The 17,907-nt window shown below is 71.2% G+C and carries 16 protein-coding genes and 1 pseudogene; 6 read left to right on the forward strand and 11 right to left on the reverse strand.

Features of this window, described 5'->3' with window-relative positions; all coding sequences use genetic code 11:
• Positions 1-6: 6 nt before the first annotated feature.
• Positions 7-1,206, forward strand: coding sequence for an endonuclease (locus AB0G14_RS08000; RefSeq protein ID WP_357694904.1), 1,200 nt, complete (start codon positions 7-9; stop codon positions 1,204-1,206).
• 29 nt (positions 1,207-1,235) lie between these two features.
• Here the strand turns inward: AB0G14_RS08000 and AB0G14_RS08005 are convergent, their stop codons facing one another.
• From AB0G14_RS08005 to AB0G14_RS08015, 3 genes are all read right to left on the reverse strand, one after another.
• A complete protein-coding gene (locus tag AB0G14_RS08005; protein ID WP_357694906.1) occupies positions 1,236-2,201 on the reverse strand; it encodes an ion transporter in 966 nt (321 codons plus the stop codon).
• A gap of 112 nt (positions 2,202-2,313) precedes the next feature.
• Positions 2,314-3,345, reverse strand: a complete 1,032-nt coding sequence (locus AB0G14_RS08010) for an MBL fold metallo-hydrolase (RefSeq protein WP_357694908.1) — start codon at positions 3,343-3,345, stop codon at positions 2,314-2,316.
• Positions 3,346-3,470: 125 nt separating this feature from the next.
• Entirely contained in the window at positions 3,471-4,103 is a 633-nt protein-coding gene (locus tag AB0G14_RS08015) for a hypothetical protein (protein ID WP_357694910.1), read from the reverse strand.
• 572 nt (positions 4,104-4,675) lie between these two features.
• Between AB0G14_RS08015 and AB0G14_RS08020 the strand changes: the two are divergent.
• A pseudogene (locus AB0G14_RS08020) lies at positions 4,676-6,933 on the forward strand (catalase).
• Positions 6,934-7,067: 134 nt separating this feature from the next.
• Here AB0G14_RS08020 and AB0G14_RS08025 read toward each other — a convergent pair.
• Together AB0G14_RS08025 and AB0G14_RS08030 are read right to left on the reverse strand one after the other, a co-directional pair.
• A complete protein-coding gene (locus AB0G14_RS08025; RefSeq protein WP_357694912.1) occupies positions 7,068-7,544 on the reverse strand; it encodes a macro domain-containing protein in 477 nt (158 codons plus the stop codon).
• 62 nt (positions 7,545-7,606) lie between these two features.
• A complete protein-coding gene (locus AB0G14_RS08030; RefSeq protein ID WP_357694914.1) occupies positions 7,607-8,287 on the reverse strand; it encodes a M23 family metallopeptidase in 681 nt (226 codons plus the stop codon).
• A gap of 162 nt (positions 8,288-8,449) precedes the next feature.
• Between AB0G14_RS08030 and AB0G14_RS08035 the strand changes: the two genes are divergently transcribed.
• Positions 8,450-8,572: a hypothetical protein gene (locus AB0G14_RS08035; RefSeq protein WP_357694916.1), complete on the forward strand. Its 123-nt coding sequence runs from the start codon at positions 8,450-8,452 to the stop codon at positions 8,570-8,572.
• Between the two features lie 158 nt (positions 8,573-8,730).
• The gene (locus AB0G14_RS08040; RefSeq protein WP_357694918.1) at positions 8,731-9,390 is read left to right on the forward strand and encodes an HNH endonuclease family protein; all 660 of its coding nucleotides are present in this window, start codon (positions 8,731-8,733) and stop codon (positions 9,388-9,390) included.
• A 78-nt stretch (positions 9,391-9,468) separates the two neighbouring features.
• Here AB0G14_RS08040 and AB0G14_RS08045 read toward each other — a convergent pair whose 3' ends face one another.
• Positions 9,469-11,715: a helix-turn-helix domain-containing protein gene (locus AB0G14_RS08045; RefSeq protein ID WP_357694920.1), complete on the reverse strand. Its 2,247-nt coding sequence runs from the start codon at positions 11,713-11,715 to the stop codon at positions 9,469-9,471.
• Between the two features lie 163 nt (positions 11,716-11,878).
• Between AB0G14_RS08045 and AB0G14_RS08050 the strand changes: the two genes are divergently transcribed.
• Both AB0G14_RS08050 and AB0G14_RS08055 read left to right on the forward strand, forming a co-directional pair.
• A complete protein-coding gene (locus AB0G14_RS08050) occupies positions 11,879-12,334 on the forward strand; it encodes a carboxymuconolactone decarboxylase family protein (protein ID WP_357694922.1) in 456 nt (151 codons plus the stop codon).
• A gap of 124 nt (positions 12,335-12,458) precedes the next feature.
• Positions 12,459-12,917 carry a DUF1801 domain-containing protein gene (locus tag AB0G14_RS08055; RefSeq protein ID WP_357694924.1) on the forward strand — a complete coding sequence of 153 codons (459 nt, stop codon included), beginning with the start codon at positions 12,459-12,461 and terminating at the stop codon, positions 12,915-12,917.
• Between the two features lie 79 nt (positions 12,918-12,996).
• Here AB0G14_RS08055 and AB0G14_RS08060 read toward each other — a convergent pair whose 3' ends face one another.
• The 5 genes from AB0G14_RS08060 to AB0G14_RS08080 all read right to left on the reverse strand — a co-directional run bounded on the left by AB0G14_RS08060 (position 12,997) and on the right by AB0G14_RS08080 (position 17,721).
• On the reverse strand, positions 12,997-14,244 hold the full coding sequence (locus tag AB0G14_RS08060; RefSeq protein WP_357694926.1) for a low temperature requirement protein A: 1,248 nt from the start codon (positions 14,242-14,244) through the stop codon (positions 12,997-12,999).
• 330 nt (positions 14,245-14,574) lie between these two features.
• On the reverse strand, positions 14,575-14,748 hold the full coding sequence (locus tag AB0G14_RS08065) for a hypothetical protein (RefSeq protein ID WP_350706644.1): 174 nt from the start codon (positions 14,746-14,748) through the stop codon (positions 14,575-14,577).
• Positions 14,745-14,963: a flavin reductase gene (locus AB0G14_RS08070; RefSeq protein WP_357694928.1), complete on the reverse strand. Its 219-nt coding sequence runs from the start codon at positions 14,961-14,963 to the stop codon at positions 14,745-14,747. Before AB0G14_RS08070 ends, AB0G14_RS08065 begins: the two co-directional genes overlap by 4 nt.
• Before the next feature lie 333 nt (positions 14,964-15,296).
• Positions 15,297-16,508 (reverse strand): helix-turn-helix transcriptional regulator, encoded by a 1,212-nt coding sequence (locus tag AB0G14_RS08075; protein ID WP_357694930.1) that lies wholly within the window; start codon positions 16,506-16,508, stop codon positions 15,297-15,299.
• Positions 16,509-17,235: 727 nt separating this feature from the next.
• Entirely contained in the window at positions 17,236-17,721 is a 486-nt protein-coding gene (locus AB0G14_RS08080; RefSeq protein WP_357694946.1) for a hypothetical protein, read from the reverse strand.
• Between the last annotated feature and the right edge of the window lie 186 nt (positions 17,722-17,907).

Raw genomic sequence — 17,907 nt, forward strand, 5'->3', positions numbered from 1 at the left:
CTGTCCATGAATACGAAGAGCAGTACCCGCTCGCGGCCCAGGAGGCTCGCGACGGCGTTCGCGCTGGCCGCCGTGCTGGTGGCGCCCGTGGTGGTGACGACGGCGGTGGCCTCGGCCGCCACCACCCTGACCGTGGCCCAGGCGCTCGCCGCACAGGACGGTCGGACGGCGACCGTGACCGGCTACGTGATCGGTCAACCGACCAGCAACACGACCGTGCTGCGATCGGGCTTCACGTCCGACACCGCGATCGCGATCGCCGACACGGCGGCCGAGACCAGCGCGAGCAGGATGCTCTACGTCCAGGTCACCGCCGCGTACCGGAGCACCTTCGGGCTGCTCACCAACCCGGGCCTGCGGGGCCAGCCCATCACCACCACCGGCACGCTGACCGCCTACTTCAGCCACGGCGGCCTGAAGAACCCGACGGCGATGACCCTCGGCGGCGGTGGCGGCACGCCCTCGCCGACCCAGTCGCCGACGCCGGGCCCGACCCCGACCTCGCCCGGCGGCGGGTACGACTCCACCTACTACGCCAGCGCGATCGGCAAGACCGGCCCGGCGCTGCGCAGCTCGCTGCACTCGATCATCAAGGTGCACACCAAGCTCTCCTACGACCAGGTGTGGGAGGCGCTGCGGGACACCGACCAGGACCCGGCGAACGCCAACAACGTGATCCTGCTCTACACCGGCCGGTCACAGAGCAAGACCAGCAGCGGCGGCGGCGTCGACGACTGGAACCGCGAGCACGTCTGGGCCAAGTCGCACGGCGACTTCGGCACCGCGACCGGCCCCGGGACCGACGTCCACCACCTGCGGCCGACCGACGTCTCGGTCAACTCCACGCGCGGCAACAAGGACTTCGACAACGGCGGCAGCCCCGTCGCCGAGGCGCCCGGCTGCTACACCGACGCCGACTCGTGGGAGCCGCGCAACGCGGTGAAGGGCGACGTGGCCCGCATGATCATGTACATGGCGATCCGGTACGAGGGCACCGACGGCTGGCCCAACCTGGAGATGAACCAGTCGGTCAACAACGGCACCGCCCCGTACCACGGCCGGATGTCGGTGCTGCTGCAGTGGAACCAGCTCGACCCGCCGGACGCCTTCGAGAAGCGCCGCAACCAGCGGATCTACGAGCGCTGGCAGGGCAACCGGAACCCGTTCGTCGACCATCCGGAGTGGGCGACGGCCATCTGGGGCTGACCCACCGCACCGACACCGCGGCCGGTCCCCTACCCGGGGGGCCGGCCGCCCGTGCGTTCGCCGTGGTGGTGGCGTGCCGGGCCGTGGCCGTCCTCCCGGTCGATGCGCAGCTCCCGTTCCAGCTCGGCGATGACCGCCCGCAGGTCGTCCAGCCGCTGGGTCAGTGCGATCCGGTCCACCTCGTCCGGCACGCCGTCGCCGTCCTCGTCGTAGTCGGGCGACAGCCGCTCGGTCATCTCCAGCCGGCGGGCCTCCTCCATCGAGTTCACGATGACGGCGATCAGGATGTTCAGCAGCAGGTTCACCGTGATCATCACGTAGCTGACGTAGTAGAGCAGCGTCCACGGCGACACCGCCATGCCCTGCGCGATGAGGTCCGGCAGGGTCTCCAGCGACAACAGCACGAACAGGGTCAGCAGCGAACGACCGATGTCGCCGTACTGCTCCGGATAGCGCTCCCCGAAGATCAGCCAGCCGGCCATGCCGTAGACGTAGAGGGTCACGGCGGCCAGCGCGAGGAAGCCGGCGACGCCGGGGATGCTGCGCCACAGCGCCGCCACGATCGTGCGCAGCCCCGGCGAGAACCGCACCAGCCGCAGCACCCGGGCGACCCGTACGAAGCGCAGCAGCGCCGAGTCGCCGTGCAGGCCGGGGATGAAGATCGCCGCCGTCACCAGGAAGTCGAAGACGTTCCAGCCGTGCCGGAAGAAGTCCTGCGGCCGGCGGCCGTACGCCAGCACCCGGATGGCGATCTCGGCGACGAAGACCAGCCGGAACAGCCACTCGCACCAGCGCAGGGCCCGTCCCGCGGCGCCGAGGTCCGGGTACGTCTCGAGGCCGAGCACCACCCCGTTCGCCATGATGACCACGACGATGAGCACCTCGAACGGCCGCGACCGGGCGATCCGGGCGCACCGTTCCGCCACGCCCGGCGGGCCCCCGGACACAGCCGTCGACCCGCCACCCCGCTGGGTGGGCACGGACGGGCGGCTCACCGCCCCCACACCCCCGTACCGCTCCTTGCGGCCACGGACGGGTCGTCGGGCAGGGCCGGGGTAGGCATGCGGACAGCCTAAGGCGCGCCGGGGATGCGGTTCCGCGCCACGTTCAGGCGCTCGCGTAGCAGCGCAACCCGTCGACGTCGGCCCGGGTCAGGCGCCCCTGCGCGACCAGCAGCTCGAGGTGCGCCGCGGTCTCGGTGACGGCGAGCATCCGGTTGAACACGTCCAGGTCGCCCAGCTCACGTTCCCGCCTGGTCCAGCGCAGCCGCGACGCGACCTCGTACGCCGACTGGGCGCCACGGGCGACGGCGCCCTCCGTCTCGTCGAGCCGCGCGCCGTGGTGCGCGACCAGCTCGTCGACGCGTGCGTGCACGCTCGGGGTCACCGGCCCGTGCGCCGGGAGCAGCCGCGCGTCGGGCCGCTGCCGCACCAGCGCGAGCGAGCCGAGGAAGTCGCCGAGGGGGTTCGCGGAGAGCACGGGCTCGAACCCGATCGACGGCGTGATGGTGGGCAGCACGTGGTCGCCGGCGAACAGCAGCCGCGACCCGGTGTCGTGGAAGACGACGTGGCCGCGGGTGTGCCCCGGGGTCTCGACGACGTGCAGGATGCGGTCGCCGTGCCTGACCTCGTCGCCGCCGCGGAACCAGTCGTCCGGCAGCTCCCAGTCCTCTTCGGGGGCGCGTCCCCGGGTGATCCTCGCCAGGGTGTCGGCCAGCTCGCCCGCGCCGAGCAGCCGTAGGCGGTCGAGCTGCTCGGCGAGCGGGTCCCGCTCCGGCGACATGGTGACCTCGAGGCTCGGGCGCTCGCCGGCGCCGAGGCTCACGCGCATGCCGAACTCGCGGCGCAGGTGCACGGCCTGCGTGTAGTGGTCCCGGTGGATGTGCGTCACGAGGAAGCGGCGGACGTCCTTGACCGTCGAGTCCAGCTCCTCCAGCGCCGCGTCGAGGGTGGCCCGCGCCCCGGCGACCGCCCACCCCGAGTCGACCAGCACCAGACCGTCGTCGTGGCGCAGGACGTACACGTTCACCGCCCGCAGGCCGTCATCGGGCAGCGGCAGCGGCACGCGCCAGACCCCGGGGGCGACCTCGAACGTGCCGGGCGTGGTCCAGTCGTCGGGGCTGCCGTCGTCCGAGGTCATGGCCCCGACCATAGTTCCCGTCCGGGCCGGTCCGGGCGGCGCGGCCGGTGGCCTCCGTCACGCCGACGCCCGACGCCCGACGCGCTCGGCACCGGGGCCGGGGCCGACGGGTGCGCCGGTGGGCGTCAGCGCGGCCGGGCGTACGCCAACGGCAGCGGAGTCGGCTGGCCCGCCCAGGCGCCGGTCAGCGTGGCGCCCTCCGGCCGGCTCCCGCCGTCGAGGCGACGCACGACGACCAGGTCGACGGCATCCGTGACGATGAGCGTCGGGTCGTCCGGCACCACCTGCCGCAGCGCGCCCACCGCCGGGGCGTCGCCACCGGGCGTGCCGCCGCCGGTAATGGTCATGCTGGGCTCGCGGCGTTCCAGCCGGCCGTCGATCTCGATGAACTCCTCCGCCTGACCGGTGCCGGCGAGCACGGCGCCCGCCAGCGCCGCGGCGTAGACGGGGTCGCCGCAGGCGTCGTACACCCAGCGGCAGCCGAGCACCGAGTGCTCCGTGGTGCCGACCAGCCACTCGTCGCCGCCGTCCAGGGGAGCGCCCCGGTACGTGAGCGGAACCTGGTGGACCGGCCCGTCGCCGGCCCGGACGAGCATCGTCTCGATGCCGACCTCGCCGGCCGGGTCGTCGAACCGGTAGGCCGCCACGCGGACGACGTCGGCGTCGTCGGGCCCCTGGTACCACGGCCGGCCGGGCAGCCACGCGGCCAGGAGTTCCAGTTTCGACGGGTGCAGTTCCGCCCGGTGCAGCAGCGCCATACGCCGAATCGTAGAGGCATCCTCGCGATCCGCGCTCACCGCCGCCGGGACGTCTCCGCTCCCGGGCCGGCCGGCGCGACAGAGGTCGGACCGCCCACCCGCCTCCTGGGTGACACCCGCCCTGCTGACGGCCGACGCCGCCCAGCCGGGTGCGGGGTGCGCCCGCGGCGCGCTGTCGAGCTGCCCCGTCCATGAGACCGGACCTCTACGCCGCCCGGTCCGCAAGCGCCGGGCCGCAGCCGCCGGGGCCGCAGCCGCCAGGGCCCGGGCAGTCGACAACCGGTGCGCTGGGCCTCGTGGTGCCTGCTGCCCCACCCGGTGGGGCAGCTCGACAGTGTCGGAACGGGCGGTGCTGGCAGCGTGAGCCGTCGCCCCGCCGGGACAGGTCGGACCAAGGCCCGGCCACCCCTCGACCGTGACGTCGGCCGGGCCGACGCGCAGGACACCGTCGTTCAGGGGCGTACCGCGCGTGCCGGCCCGGCCGGGCGGGACATCGGTCCGTTTTGCCCGCTCAACTGGGGGTAGGGGCGCAGGGGCCTGCTCATGTCCGCTCCATGGAAGGACCCGCCCAGATGGATTCCAGCAAGCCCGCCAAGGCGGTCAAGGATGTCGTGGAGGCCGCCGCGGGGAAGGTGGCCGACGTCCTGACCCCGGATGTCCCCGGCGCACCGGGCAGCGCCCCACCGACGGTCGGGGAACCGACCACGCCGCACGACCCGCTGCCGCCGAAGAAGGAGCAGGGGGCTCCCGAGACCCGTACGCCGACCGGCGCGACGACCGGCGCGCCGCCGACCGCGAAGGGTCAGCAGGGTGCCTTTCTCACCACCTCGCAGGGCGCGCGGCTCCGCGACCGGACCACTCGCTGAAGGCCGGACCGCGCGGCCCGGTCCTGCTCCAGGACCACCACCTGCGCGAGAAGATCACGCACTTCGACCACGAGCGCATCCCCGAGCGCGTCGTGCACGCGCGCGGGGCCGGGGCGCACGGCGTGTTCACCGGCTACGGCACCGCCGACGGGGTGACGAAGGCCAGCTTCCTGAGGAAGGGCCGGACGACCGACGTCTTCGTCCAGTTCTCCACCGTCCTCGGCTCGCGCGGCTCGGCCGACACCGTCCGCGACACCCGCGGCTTCGCGACGAAGTTCTACACCGACGAGGGCACCTTCGACCTCGTCGCCAACAACATCCCGGTGTTCTTCATCCAGGACGCCATCAAGTTCCCCGACATCATCCACGCCGGCAAGCCGCACCCCGACCGCGAGATCCCGCAGGCCCAGAGCGCGCACGACACCTTCTGGGACTTCGTCTCCCTGCACACCGAGGCGCAGCACCACACCATGTGGAACATGTCCGATCGCGGCATCCCGCGCTCGTACCGCATGATGGAGGGCTTCGGCGTCCACACCTTCCGGCTCGTCAACGACGCCGGCGAGACGGCGCTGGTCAAGTTCCACTGGAAGCCCAGGCTGGGCGTGCACTCCCTGACCTGGGAGGAGGCGCAGATGCTGGGCGGCGTGGACCCGGACTTCCACCGCCGGGACCTGTACGACGCGATCGAGGCCGGCGCGTTCCCCGAGTGGGAACTCGGGTTCCAGGTCTTCCCCGACACCCCGGAGGAGACCTTCGCCGGGATCGACCTGCTCGACCCGACGAAGATCGTGCCGGAGGAGCTGGCACCGGTGCAGCCGGTCGGGAAGCTGGTCCTCAACCGGACGCCGACGAACTTCTTCGCGGAGGTCGAGCAGGTCGCCTTCCACCCCGGCCACCTGCCGCCGGGCATCGACGTCACGAACGACCCGCTGCTGCAGGGCCGGCTGTTCTCGTACGTCGACACGCAGCTCACTCGGCTGGGCGGCCCGAACTTCTCGCAGATCCCGGTCAACCGCCCGCACGCCCCGGTCAACGACATGCTGCGCGACGGCTTCCACCAGCACGCCGTCCACGCGGGGGTCGCCCCGTACCGGCCGAACTCGCTCGACGGCGGCAACCCCTTCCCGGCGGGTGACGGCGAGGACGCGTTCGTCGACGTGCCGGTGACGGTGGCGGAGGCGCCCAAGGTACGCGCCAACCCCGTCTCGTTCGACGACCACTTCAGCCAGGCCCGCCTGTTCTGGCTGAGCATGTCGCCGGTCGAGAAGGAGCACATCGTCCGCGCCTACACCTTCGAACTCGGCAAGTGCTACCACCAGGCGATCAGGGAGAGGCAGCTCAGGTCCCTCGCCAACATCGACCCGACGCTGTGTGCGGAGGTCGCCACCGGGCTGGGCCTTCCCACGCCGGAACCGACCGTGCCCCTCGCCGACGTCGCGCCCAGCCCCGCGCTGTCGCAGGTCGGCCGGCAGTGGCCGGCCGACGGGCGGATGGTGGGAATCGTCGTCGACCCCGCCGACCTCGGCGACGTCGGCCACGTGCGCCGGGCGGCGTTCACCGCCGGCATGGTGCCGCTCCTGGTCGCTCCGCACGGCGGCGTGGTCGGAGACCTGCCCGTGCAGCGGACGTTCGCCACCGCCCGGTCGGTCGAGTTCGACGTGCTCCTGGTCGCCGGGGCGCCGGCACCGGCGGCGGACGCGCTGCCCGCCCGCGACGCCAAGGCGGGCGCGGCGGACTCGGTGACGGTGGATCCGCGCGTGCTGCTCCTGGTCGAGGAGTGCTGGCGGCACGCCAAGGCGATCGGCGCGTGGGGCGCCGGCGGCGCGGTGCTGCGGCAGGCGGGGGTGACCGGCACGCCCGGCGTCGTCACGGGCGACTCCGGCGCGGACGTCTTCGCCTCGGTGCAGCAGCTGACGGCGGCACACCGGGTGTGGGAGAGGTTCCCCGCCTCGATCGCCTGACCCCTCCGTCCGCGACGAGGGCCGTCCTCCGCTGGGCCGGGAGGGCGGCCCTCGTCGGGAGGCGAGCGTCGGGCCTCGCCTTCCTGCCGCCGGACACGGCGCCCGGCGCGACCGGCCCCCGGTCGGCGGGGCCGTCACCCGTGGTCGTACACCGTCACGGCGACGTCACGCGCGCAGAGGGTGCGCTCGATGACGGGTTCCATCCGACTCCAGGTGCCGCCGGCGAGCCCGCAGCCGATCCGCGGCATGTGCACCGACGCCCCCAACGCCTGTGCCTGGTCGGCGAGCGACGTCAGGCAGCGTTCGACGGCGTCGTAGCGGATGGGCGGGCCGCCGCTGCCGGTCCTGATGCCGCGCTGGCCGACCATGTTCGCCACCCACACGTCCGGCGTGACCCGCACCAGGCGGGTCGCGCCGAGGGCGAAGTCGTTGCCCGCGCGGTGTCGGTGCCAGTCGCGGTAGTCGCGTTCGGGCTGGGGCCAGCGGCGGGAGATCGCCACCACGAAGCCCTTGCCCCAGCCGCCGAGGTCGTTGCAGATGTGCGCGATCACCTTCGGGCCCTTGGCCTGGGGACTGGTCGCATCACCCTTGATGATCCTCAACGGCGTCACGCCGGCCAGCATGCCAGCCGCGTACGACGCTCCGGCAGCGAATCACCGCACCGGCACAGCGGCTACCGCTGCCCGGGGGCGCAGTTGTTGCTCGTACGCCTGACGGTGTATTCGGTATCGTCGTGGGTGATGCCGGACGGCTCGCCGTCGAAGTGGCTCTCGACCTTCTCCCAGCCCCGGCGCTGCTCGTAGTGCAGGTGTGGCGCACCCGAGTTGCCGGTGCTGCCGAGCCGCCCGATCTGCTCGCCCTGGGCGACCCGCTGCCCCTCCCGCACCAGGGGCGGTTCGAGCAGGTGCAGGTACTGCGTCTCCCACCTGCCGCCGTGGTCGATCTTCACCCAGTAACCGCCGCCGCGACCGCGCGGGCCGTTCGGGTTGTCGGGGGTGCGGCCGCCCAGCGACCCGTTGATCCCGGCCACGGTGACCGTGCCGGCGTAGGACGCGAGCACCGGTCGCCCCCACGCCTCGCCCTCGGTGGGGAACAGGTCGACGTCGTAGTCGTCATGGCCGGGGTAGGTGCCGAGCTGCCAGGTCTCGCCGCAGGCGACGGGGAGCTGGAAGAGCGGGCGCGGACCGGGCGGCCGCAGCAACGGCACGACGACCACGGCGAGGACGACGACGATGGCGGCGACGGCAGCGACCGCGCCGAGCAGGATGGCCCTGCGGGCGGTACGGCTCCGGACGCGGCGGCGGCTGCCCTTGCGGCTGCGGCTGCGGGGACTGGTCGGGTGGCCGGTGGTCACCGTCCAGAGCATGGCAGACGCGGGCAAGACGCGGGCGCCGAGCCCGCCGCGTCAGCGGGGCCGGTAGGTGAGGGCCTTGACCCGTCGGAGAATGAGGGGTGTCCGCGCCGTGTACCCCGCCCTCGGCGTGGCATCGAGGCCGGGCTGCTCGGCGAGGTCCTGATGTTCTTCGCCCCGGTGCTGCTCGGCGACGGGGTACGCATGTTCGACCACCCCGGCGGCACCGAGGTGCGGTTGGCACCGATCCCCGGCGAGACCGCGCACTGGTACAGCGTCGTCTACTGACCGGTGGTGCCGGCGGGGTACGTCCCCCTACAGCTACGCGTTGTTTCCCTGGATCGGGCAACGGTCACCGGCTGTTCACGGATATCGATCTGGACGATCACTTTCAACTCTGTCTATATGAGAACAGTAACCACCTGCTCTCACCCGGACGGAGCACCATGACCCGCAGCCTACGCGCAACCGCCGTCAGCCTCGCCGCGATCCTGGCCGCCACCCTCGGCCTCGCCCAGCCGGCCTGGGCCGCCAGCTACTCCGCCTCCCTCACCACCGCCGTCGCCAACCTCCCGGTCGCCACCGAGGTACGCACCGGCTACAGCCGCGACCTGTTCCGACACTGGATCGACGCCGACGGGGACGGCTGCCACACCCGCAACGAGGTCCTCATCGCCGAGGCCACCACCAGGCCGAGCATCAGCGGCACCTGCACCCTGTCCGGTGGCCGCTGGTACTCCTACTACGACGACGCCTACTGGACCCTCACCAGCGACCTCGACATCGACCACATGGTCGCCCTCGCCGAAGCCTGGGACTCCGGAGCCCGCAACTGGACGAGCAGCCGCCGCCAGGCCTTCGCCAACGACCTGGGCGACAGCCGGGCCCTGGTCGCCGTCACCGACAACGTCAACCAGGCCAAGGGGGACCAGGACCCCGCCACCTGGATGCCGCCCTACCCCTCCGCCCGCTGCCGCTACATCAACGAGTGGGTCGCGGTGAAGATCCGCTGGCGGCTCACCGTCGACAGCGCCGAGAAGAGCGCCCTGACCGACTGGGCCAACAACTGCCCCAACGTCACCATCTCCGGCACCTACGCCTACTGACAGCACGACCCACCCGGCCGGTCCGCCATCCTCCGGGCCGGCCGGGCAGGCCGTCGGCGTACGGACGGTGGCGATGGCTCAGCGTGCGGCGCGCACGATCTCCCGCGCCGCCCGGGCGCGCTTCTCGTCGTACGGCCGACCCAGGGCACGCGCGAACTCGATGGTCCGGTCGAGCAGCGCCAGCGCCTCGTCATGGCGGCCCGCCGCGCGGCACGTCTCGGCGTAGGTGTGCAGGAAGTCGATCTCCAGCTGCACCTCGGCCAGCGGCTCCAGCAGTTCGAAGGCCCGCCGGTGGTGTTCGAGCGCCCTCTCGGGTGAACCCATGACCCGCAGCGCGACACCGAGATAGTTGTGGCACCACGCCTGGTTGTGTTGAAGATTGTTCTGCTCAGACAGCCGTAACGCGTCGTGCAGCGTTCGCAGCGACTCCGTCGGATCGTCGGGTGCCAGTGCGACACCGAGGGTGACCAGCCCGGTGATCTGTGCGGGCCCGTCCGCCAGGGCGACGGATGCCCGGGCGAGTTCGACGGCTTCACGGTGCCGCCCGAGGTGAAGTGTCACCCATCCGTCGAAGGCCAACGCCTGGGACTGCCCGGCACGGCGCCCGATCTTCTCGAACAGCTCGCGTGCCCGCCGGAAGTGCGCCTGCGCCGCTTCGAGTTCACCGAGATCCCGACGCACGAGGCCGGTGCGCAGCGCCAGGGCAGCCGCGATGTCGTCGTCCGGCCCTGCCTGCTCCGCCTGTTCATAGGCGGAGAGCGCCTCGGTGAGGCGGCCGGCGGCAGCACAGGCGTAGCCGAGGTCCGCGAGCAGCGAGGCCCGCTGCTGGTCGCGGCCGAGACGTGCCGCGGCGGCGGCGGCCGCTTCGAGCAGGCGCGCCTGGTCGTCGGTTCCGCGGTGCCGGAAGAACCACACCCGCATGGCCTGCGGCAGTTCGGCCACCACCTCGTCCACGCCGAGCCGCACGGCGGCGTCGAAGCAGGCCACCAGGTTGACGTACTCGAGGTCGAACCAGGCCATGGCCTTCGCCGGATCTCCCGGCGAGGGCTCCTTGCGGTACGGCGAGGGCAGGATCTGATCGTGGGCGACCGCCTGCGCCAGACAGTGCCTGAGGACCCGGCGCAGGGCGGCGTCGGCCTGTGGCTCCTCCTCGGCGGCGATGTCCGCCGCGTACTGCCGAATCAGGTCGTGCATCCGGTACCGCCCGGGCGAGGGCTCCTGGACCAGGTGGGCGTCGACCAGCTCCTCCAGCGCCGCGCCGATCCGGTCGGGCGGCAGGTCGGTGAGCGCGCCCACCACCGCCGCGTCGAAGTCGGCGCCCGGCAGGACGCCCAGCAGCCGGAACACGCGGCGCTGGACCGCGTCGAGCTGCCGGAGCGACATGCCGAACACCGAGTCGAAGCGGTTGGCGGTGTCGCGCAGCCGCTCGGCCAGCACCGCCACCGTCCAGCCCGGGCGGTGGCGAAGCCGGGCGCCCGCCATCCGTAGCGCCAGGGGGAGCCCGCCGCACTGCCGCAGCACCTGGCTGACCGCTTCCTCTTCGGCGAGCGCGAGCCCGGCCGCCCGGCCGAACAGGTGCGCCGCGTCGTCGTTGGTCAGCGGCTCCAGGGACACCGGCGGCACCCCGTCCAGACTGACCAGCCGGTGGCGGCTGGTGACCAGGACCGCGGACTTCCCGGCGCCGGGCAGCAGCGGGCGCACCTGTTCCGCGTCGACCGCGTTGTCGAGCACGACGAGAGCCCGCCGGCGGGACAGCTCCGACCGCCAGAGCGCCGCGCGTTCGGTGGCGCCGGCCGGGAGGTGCGTCACGTCCAACGCGCCCAGCAGCCGGCCCAGCGCGGCCTGCGGCTCCAGCGGCTCCTGGCCGGGGGTGAAGCCGTGCAGGTCGAGGTAGAGCCCGCCGTCCGGATACGTAGGGGCGAGCCGATGGGCCACATGCACGGCCAGGCTGGTCTTGCCCACGCCCGCCATGCCATCGATCGCGACCGCGCCGGTGGTGTGCAGCAGCTCTTCGACCAGCGCGGACTCCGCTTCCCGGCCGGTGAAGTCGAACAGGTCGGCCGGCAGATCGTTGCGGCGCGGGGCGGGCGCCGCACCGGCCCTGGCCGCCTCGGCCCACACGGCGCGCAGTGGCCGGGGGTCGCGGCCCACCGCCCGGCACAGCGCCACGACGGCCTCCCACGGCGGCACGAGCTGACCGGTCAGGTACCGCGACAGCGACGAGCTGCTCAGACCAGCCTGGCGGGCGAGGGCGCGCAGGCTGAGCCCGCTCAGCTCCTTGAGCCGGGCGAGCTGAGCCACCAGTCGCTCCTGGGGGCTGGACACGCGCAACACCGTACCGTCCCGCACCACGGGCCCGGGTCGACGATGCGTTTGCGCTGCTGGACCACGTTCTTCGTGTCCCATGGTGTCCCACGGACCGCGCAGTCCCCGGCGCGCCGATGGTCGGATGACTCCTGTCAGAGACACCCACGACGAAGGAGAGGCGATGTCGACCGAGCGCATGCCGAACCCGGCGGTTCTGATCCCCGAGGCGATGGAGGCCCTGATGGCGGTCAACAGAGCCATCGCGGGCGCCGGGGTCGACGGCAAGCTGCTGGCGCTGAGCCACCTGCGGGCCAGCCAGATCAACGGCTGCGGCCCGTGTGTGGCCGGGGGCGTCCACCATGCCCGCCAGCACGGCGCGAGCGCAGACCAGGTGCACGCCGTCGCCGCGTGGCGGGAGACGCCCTGGTTCAGCGACGAGGAGCGCGCCGCGCTGGCCCTGACCGAGGCGGTGACCCGGCTCGCCGACCAGCCGGACCCGGTGCCGGACCGGGTGTGGGACGTGGCCGCCACGCACTTCGACCAGAAGGAGTTGGCCGCGCTGCTGCTCAACATCGCGATCACCAACGCCTTCAACCGGCTCAACGCGCCGACCCGCCAGCAGGCGGGCACCTGGTGACCTCGTTGCTGATCAAGGCCGAAGAGACCGGTCGACGCTGAACCAACCGGTGGAAGTCGGCCCCGGAGAGGGCTCCACCGACCAGTACCGCCCGAAGCCCACACGTCACCGAGAGGACGTTGTCATGTCGACCACGACGAAGACCACCATCGCGAACGGCGAGAAGTACGACGGTTTCACCGACGAGGAGCGCGGCGCGATGAAGGAGCGCGCCAAGGAGCTGAAGAAGGGCGCTCGGCGGGGCGCCAAGGCCGACACGGAAAGCGAGGTGCTCGCCAAGATCGCCGAGATGTCGGAGTCCGACCGCGTGATCGCCGAGCGCCTGCACACCCTGATCAAGGCCAACGCGCCGGTCCTCACGTCCAAGCTGTGGTACGGGATGCCCGCGTACGCCCGCGACGGCAAGGTGGTCTGCTTCTTCCAGAGCGCGGCGAAGTTCAAGACGCGGTACGCGGTGCTCGGCTTCAGTGACGAGGCGAACCTCGACGAGGGCGTCATGTGGCCGACCTATTTCGCGCTGGCCGAGCTGACCACCGACGTCGAGGCCAGGATCGGCGCGCTCGTGAAGCAGGCGGTGAGCTGAGGAGCGGGCGCTCCGACGCGCCGAGGCCGTCGCCGGCACCCGACCCGCACGCCGCCTGTTCCGGTCACAGCGTGCGCGTTCATCGGTGTCGGCGACGCCACGTCGTCTCCTCGGCCTCCAGTCCCCGCTGTTCGGCAAGCCTGGATGTGCGTACGCGCCGACGAAGCTGTCGGGTGCGGATGCTCTGCGCGACGATCAGGGCGGTGGCGACCAGCGCCAGGAGGGTCAGTGCGGCGATGGCGGACAGCCGGTCAGCTACCGGAATCAGCGCCGTCAGGAGCAGGATCCTGGTCACCTGGAACCAGTCGGACCGGCGGACGGCGCGGCGCTCGAAGCCCTGCACCGCCAGGAGGTAGAGAATGACTCCGCCGTACAGGACGTAGACCTCGGCTCCGCTGAGCGCATCCTCGAAACTGGGCACCGTGGGCTCGGCGATGTTGGTGAGGACCCGCTTGAGCCCGAGGGCGAACAGGATGATCCCGGCGATCATCGGCAGGTGCAGGTAGGTGTAGGCGTCCCGCGCGAGCGCGGCCCGCGTGCGGCCCCGGGCGCCGTGCAGCATGTGTTCGGCGGCGATGGCGCGGACGTCGAAGTAGACCCACCAGAGGGCCGAGATCAGGACGATGCCGAGCGCGGAGGCGAGAATGATGGGCCAGGTGGGCGGCCATCCCACCGCGAGGTTGGAAGCTGTCCCGAGGGAAATGATCGACTCGCCGAGCGCGATCAGGACGATCTGGGCATGACGTTCCGCCCAGTGCCCGGCCGAGACGATGGTCAGGCCCTCGGTCCGGACGACCGCGCTGACGGTGTACTCGACGGCGATGGCCAGCAGCCACAGGCCGACCCGGGCGCCGAACTCGGCGGTGCCGGTGAAGAGCCGCTGCGGCACGAGTGCGGCGACGAGCAGCAGCGCCGTGCTGACCAGCGCCGGCGCGACGAGCCCCGACCACCGGCGGCGCAACTGCCGGTCGCCACGCACGGCGTGCCAGAGGGCCAGCACCTGCAGCGCCCGTAGCAGGAAATAGCAGGTGGCGAAGACCAGGTCTCCCGGCAGCCCGTGCGGCGCGTCCGAGAAGGCGTCCGGGATCGTCACCGCCAGCACGAAGACGACGACCATGGTCGCGAACCCGACCAGGGGCATGACACCCTGGTCGACGCGTACGACGTTGCCCAACGCGACGAAGGTGGTCCAGGCGAACCAGAGCAGGGCCAGGATCAGAAGGCTCTTCACCAACGCGGTCGGGGTGAGGTATTTGGCGTTCGTCGCCGTCACGTTGAGAAAGGCGAAGACGAAAACCAGGTCGTAGAAGAGTTCCAGCGGGGTCACCTTGCTCCCCGGCGCGGCCGGCTCCAGTCGCCGCCTCCCTGAACGCGCCCCGTCGCTGCTCACCCTTGCGAGTCTTGCAGCCAGCCGGGGTCGAGCTGCGGTTATGCCAGGTCGGCACGCTGCTGTACGACAGCAGAAGGCCCCCCGTTTCCGGGGAGTGGCCGTCGGCCTGTGTGGGCGTTACTCGGATCGATCCAGTGACCTCTTCGGTGTGAACTCTCGGCGACCGGGCCGGATCGGGCTCGGTGCGAGGTCAAACGGCCTGCTGAGGCGCTTCTCGGCTCGGTTCGGCTGGCACCGCTGCTGTACTCCACTGCTGTACTGCTGGCATCAGACGAGGCGCTGGATGCGGACCTTGGGTTGCTCGTTCCTGAGGTGGCCCTGCTTGTGCTGGCGGACCTGCTCGTCCCAGACCTCCTGGTCGTAGTCCGGGTCGGGTGGAATCCACTTGTGGGAGCCGTCGCTGTAGTGGAACTTCTCGTCGCCTGGTCGCAGGATGCTCATCGGGTCCAGCCGAGGAATCGGTGGTGTAGGTGGCCGGCGGGGACGTGAGCCAGGTCCTGGGCGGCATCGACGAACTGGGCGGCCAGGTAGAGGGCCAGCGACACCGGGGCGCGGTCGTACTCGGCTCGCAGCTCCCGCCGCCGGGTCTGACAGGGCCACGCCCCCGCACAGCCGCCACACGTCCAGGCCGGCTTGATCGGGCGGTGGGTGGTCATCGCGGGCCGTCCTGGCTGGGCCAGTGACCGCGGTTAATCGGGATGCGGTGACGGCTCCGACAAGGCAGGTGCGCGCCGCACCGGCAGATACGTCGCCAATGCCGCCAGGACCAGACGGGACGATGGCGACGGGCGAGTGTCAGGGCGGCAGCAGAGACGTACTCCTCGTATGACACGCGCCGCATGCGCCCTCCCCGTCAATTGCGAGGGCAGCTCGTCCACCCCCGAAGGGAAGGACACGGCGGCCAGGTGATATCGCTCCGCCCGCCGCATCCGTGACGAGGACGCTACGTAAAGTCGCGAGGTGAAATGGGTAAGGTTCCTACCCCCGGATCAGGCGACCAGGCCGACCTTCAATGCCAGGTCGCGGGCGTCGTCCCGGGTGACGCGCGGTCCGTCGAGCAGATCCAGGGTGATCTGTCGGGCGTAGCCGTTGAAGCGGATCGTCTCCGGAGCCGACTCGTACGCCTGCCGAAGTGTCGTCACAGCGGCTTCCTTGTCATTCTTGCCGTAGTGGGCACGCGCGACCTCGATGAGGTGGCGGGCACGACGCGGCCTGGACGGGATGGTGGCGGCTTCGTGACGCCGCGCCTGTCGCGCCGCCTCACCGGGCTTGTGCAGCTCAACGGCCACGGTCACCGCGTGGGCCCCCATGATGACTTGGGAGAACGACGTCTGCGGCTGGTAGAAGTCCTGCGGCAGACGCCGCGCCACCTCGTCCGCGCGGTCCCAGTACCGCCAGGCGCGTCCCTCCTCGCCAGCGCGAGCGGCAACGTAGGCGGCCTCGAACTGCAGCGCACCCCAGAGCGCAAGGAGGTTCGATTCTGCGTCGGCCATGTACGCCTTCAGGGCTGAGACCATGTCGAGGGTCACCGAGAGGGCGGTATCCCAATCTCCGGCATCCCGGTGCACCTGGCACAGGAACCACCCGGCGCGAGCCAACGCCTCGGGATCACCGGACTCCTGTGCGGCCACCATCGCCCGGTCGGCCACCCGCCACAGCAGCTCGGCCGCCGGCTGGTAGGCCAGAAACATCTGCGCCAGCCCCAGCGCCTCCGCCAGCAGAGCCTGAGCCTGCCGGCGCTCCACACCCTCATACGTCAACGCGGCGCGGTGCGCGTCCCGCAGCAGATCCGGCAGCAGTGCGCCCAGAACCGTGCGATGGTCCGACGATTGGTGCCGTGCCCGCCACGCCGCCGCCAGCCGCTCCCTGATCCGGCTAAGCGACTCGGGCGGCACGTCACCTGGTAGCACGAGACGGTTCACGGCGTCGCGGACAGAGGCCAATGCGGGATGCTCGGGCCCGTTCACGGCGGCCGATCGCTCGCTCAACTCTCCGACCAGAGCGGACACGTCGACCTTGAGCGCGCGGGCGATCCGGTCCAACATGTGCACGCGCGGCGGCAGGATGCGGTCTGTCTCCACCGCCTTCACCCACTCCGCGCTACGGCCGACCAACCCACCGAGTACAGCCCGGGTCTTGCCGGACCGTTCGCGGTAGACCTTGAGGCGCTGCCCGAAGGTCAGCTCCGGCATCGCGTCCATCCCGAACCTCCTCATAGCGCGGGATGCAGCAACGGCCCGACGGCCGCTGCGCCTACGGTACCGACCAGGCACGTCACTGATAAGAGACGCGAACCCAGCACCGCCAAGCCGCTTCAATCGAGGTAGCAACTCGGTAACGATGGTCAGACGTTGAAGCGGAACCTAGATGGGGCATCCCGTGACCTGCATCGGCCTGGTCGACAGGTTTGCCGACGTTCACGTTGTCTTGTGCCCCATCTGCGCCCCAGCCGTTCCTACACTCGGCTGGTGCCGGAACCGCGCTTCGAGATGGTGATCTCCCAGGTTTTCAACGTCACGGGCCGCCCAGTGATCGTGTCCGGGTCTTGTAGTCCGACCGGGCTGCGCCAAGGCGACATGGTGGAGGTGCTGTGTGACGGCAACGTCGTGGCTACAACCCGCGCCTTCGTTGAACTGCACTCGCGAGGCGGCACCGCGTCCCTCGTACTGCCTGACGTGGCAGGGTCTGACGTAGAGCCAGGCCATGTCCTCCGAGCGGCGGGGGAGCACTGACGTTGGCAGCGACAGCCACGCCGACCTCTTCGGTGTGAACGCGGGTACCGGGCATCCCTGGGTGCCCTTTGGTCCCGTCTTGCGCTGTAGAACGCGGCTTCTCTACTAGCTCGTGTCGTCTCTTACCACGCGCTGCTGGTCCTGGCTGCCTCCCGGCTGCCTCTACCACTTGGGCTGCTGCCCGGCCCCGGCGTTGCTAGGGCAACCGTGGATCGGCCAGCAGCACCACGCCATCTGCTTCTACGTCGAACCCGAGGACTGGATGGTGGTAGTCGCTCTCGGGAGCCATCAAGACCGGTTTACCGAGTCTGCGCCCGATCACTGCAAGAAACCCACACAAGATGTCCAGCCGCTCCTGGCCTTGCAACTCCCGCAGGTTTACGTCGAAGTCGATCTCAGCCACCGCATAGAGACGGAAGATCACCAGGACGTCAACGGCAGGCCACACGCGCAACGTGGGCGTCTCAGCGTCAGCGGGGCGCGCCACCACGGCGGCTGCTGGCGGAAGCGGTAGGACGACGTCGCCCTCTGAATACTCCCACCTCCAACCCTGCGTCTGGACCAAGTCGAACAGCGCCTGCCAGTCCTCGACCGAGGCATCTTCAACACGCAGGTCCGGCAAGGAACCCGTCAGGTTCGGATCGAAGAAGTTCTTGACTTCGTCCCATACAAGGTCAGGCACTTCGACATTCTCGCCGAACACGTGGAAGGGACAGAGCCCGCTACCTGTCGCGGCATGCCTGCCTCATGCAGCCGCACCCGGCAACCCCTCGCGTGACTGGTCAGGTGCTCGTCGGCGGGTCGGCTTGACCTGGGGCGTTCGGGTTGGATCATGGTTGGGTGTGCGGAACGCCGTCGATCGTGGAGC

Source organism: Micromonospora sp. NPDC023814 (assembly GCF_040639595.1).
Lineage (GTDB): Bacteria > Actinomycetota > Actinomycetes > Mycobacteriales > Micromonosporaceae > Micromonospora.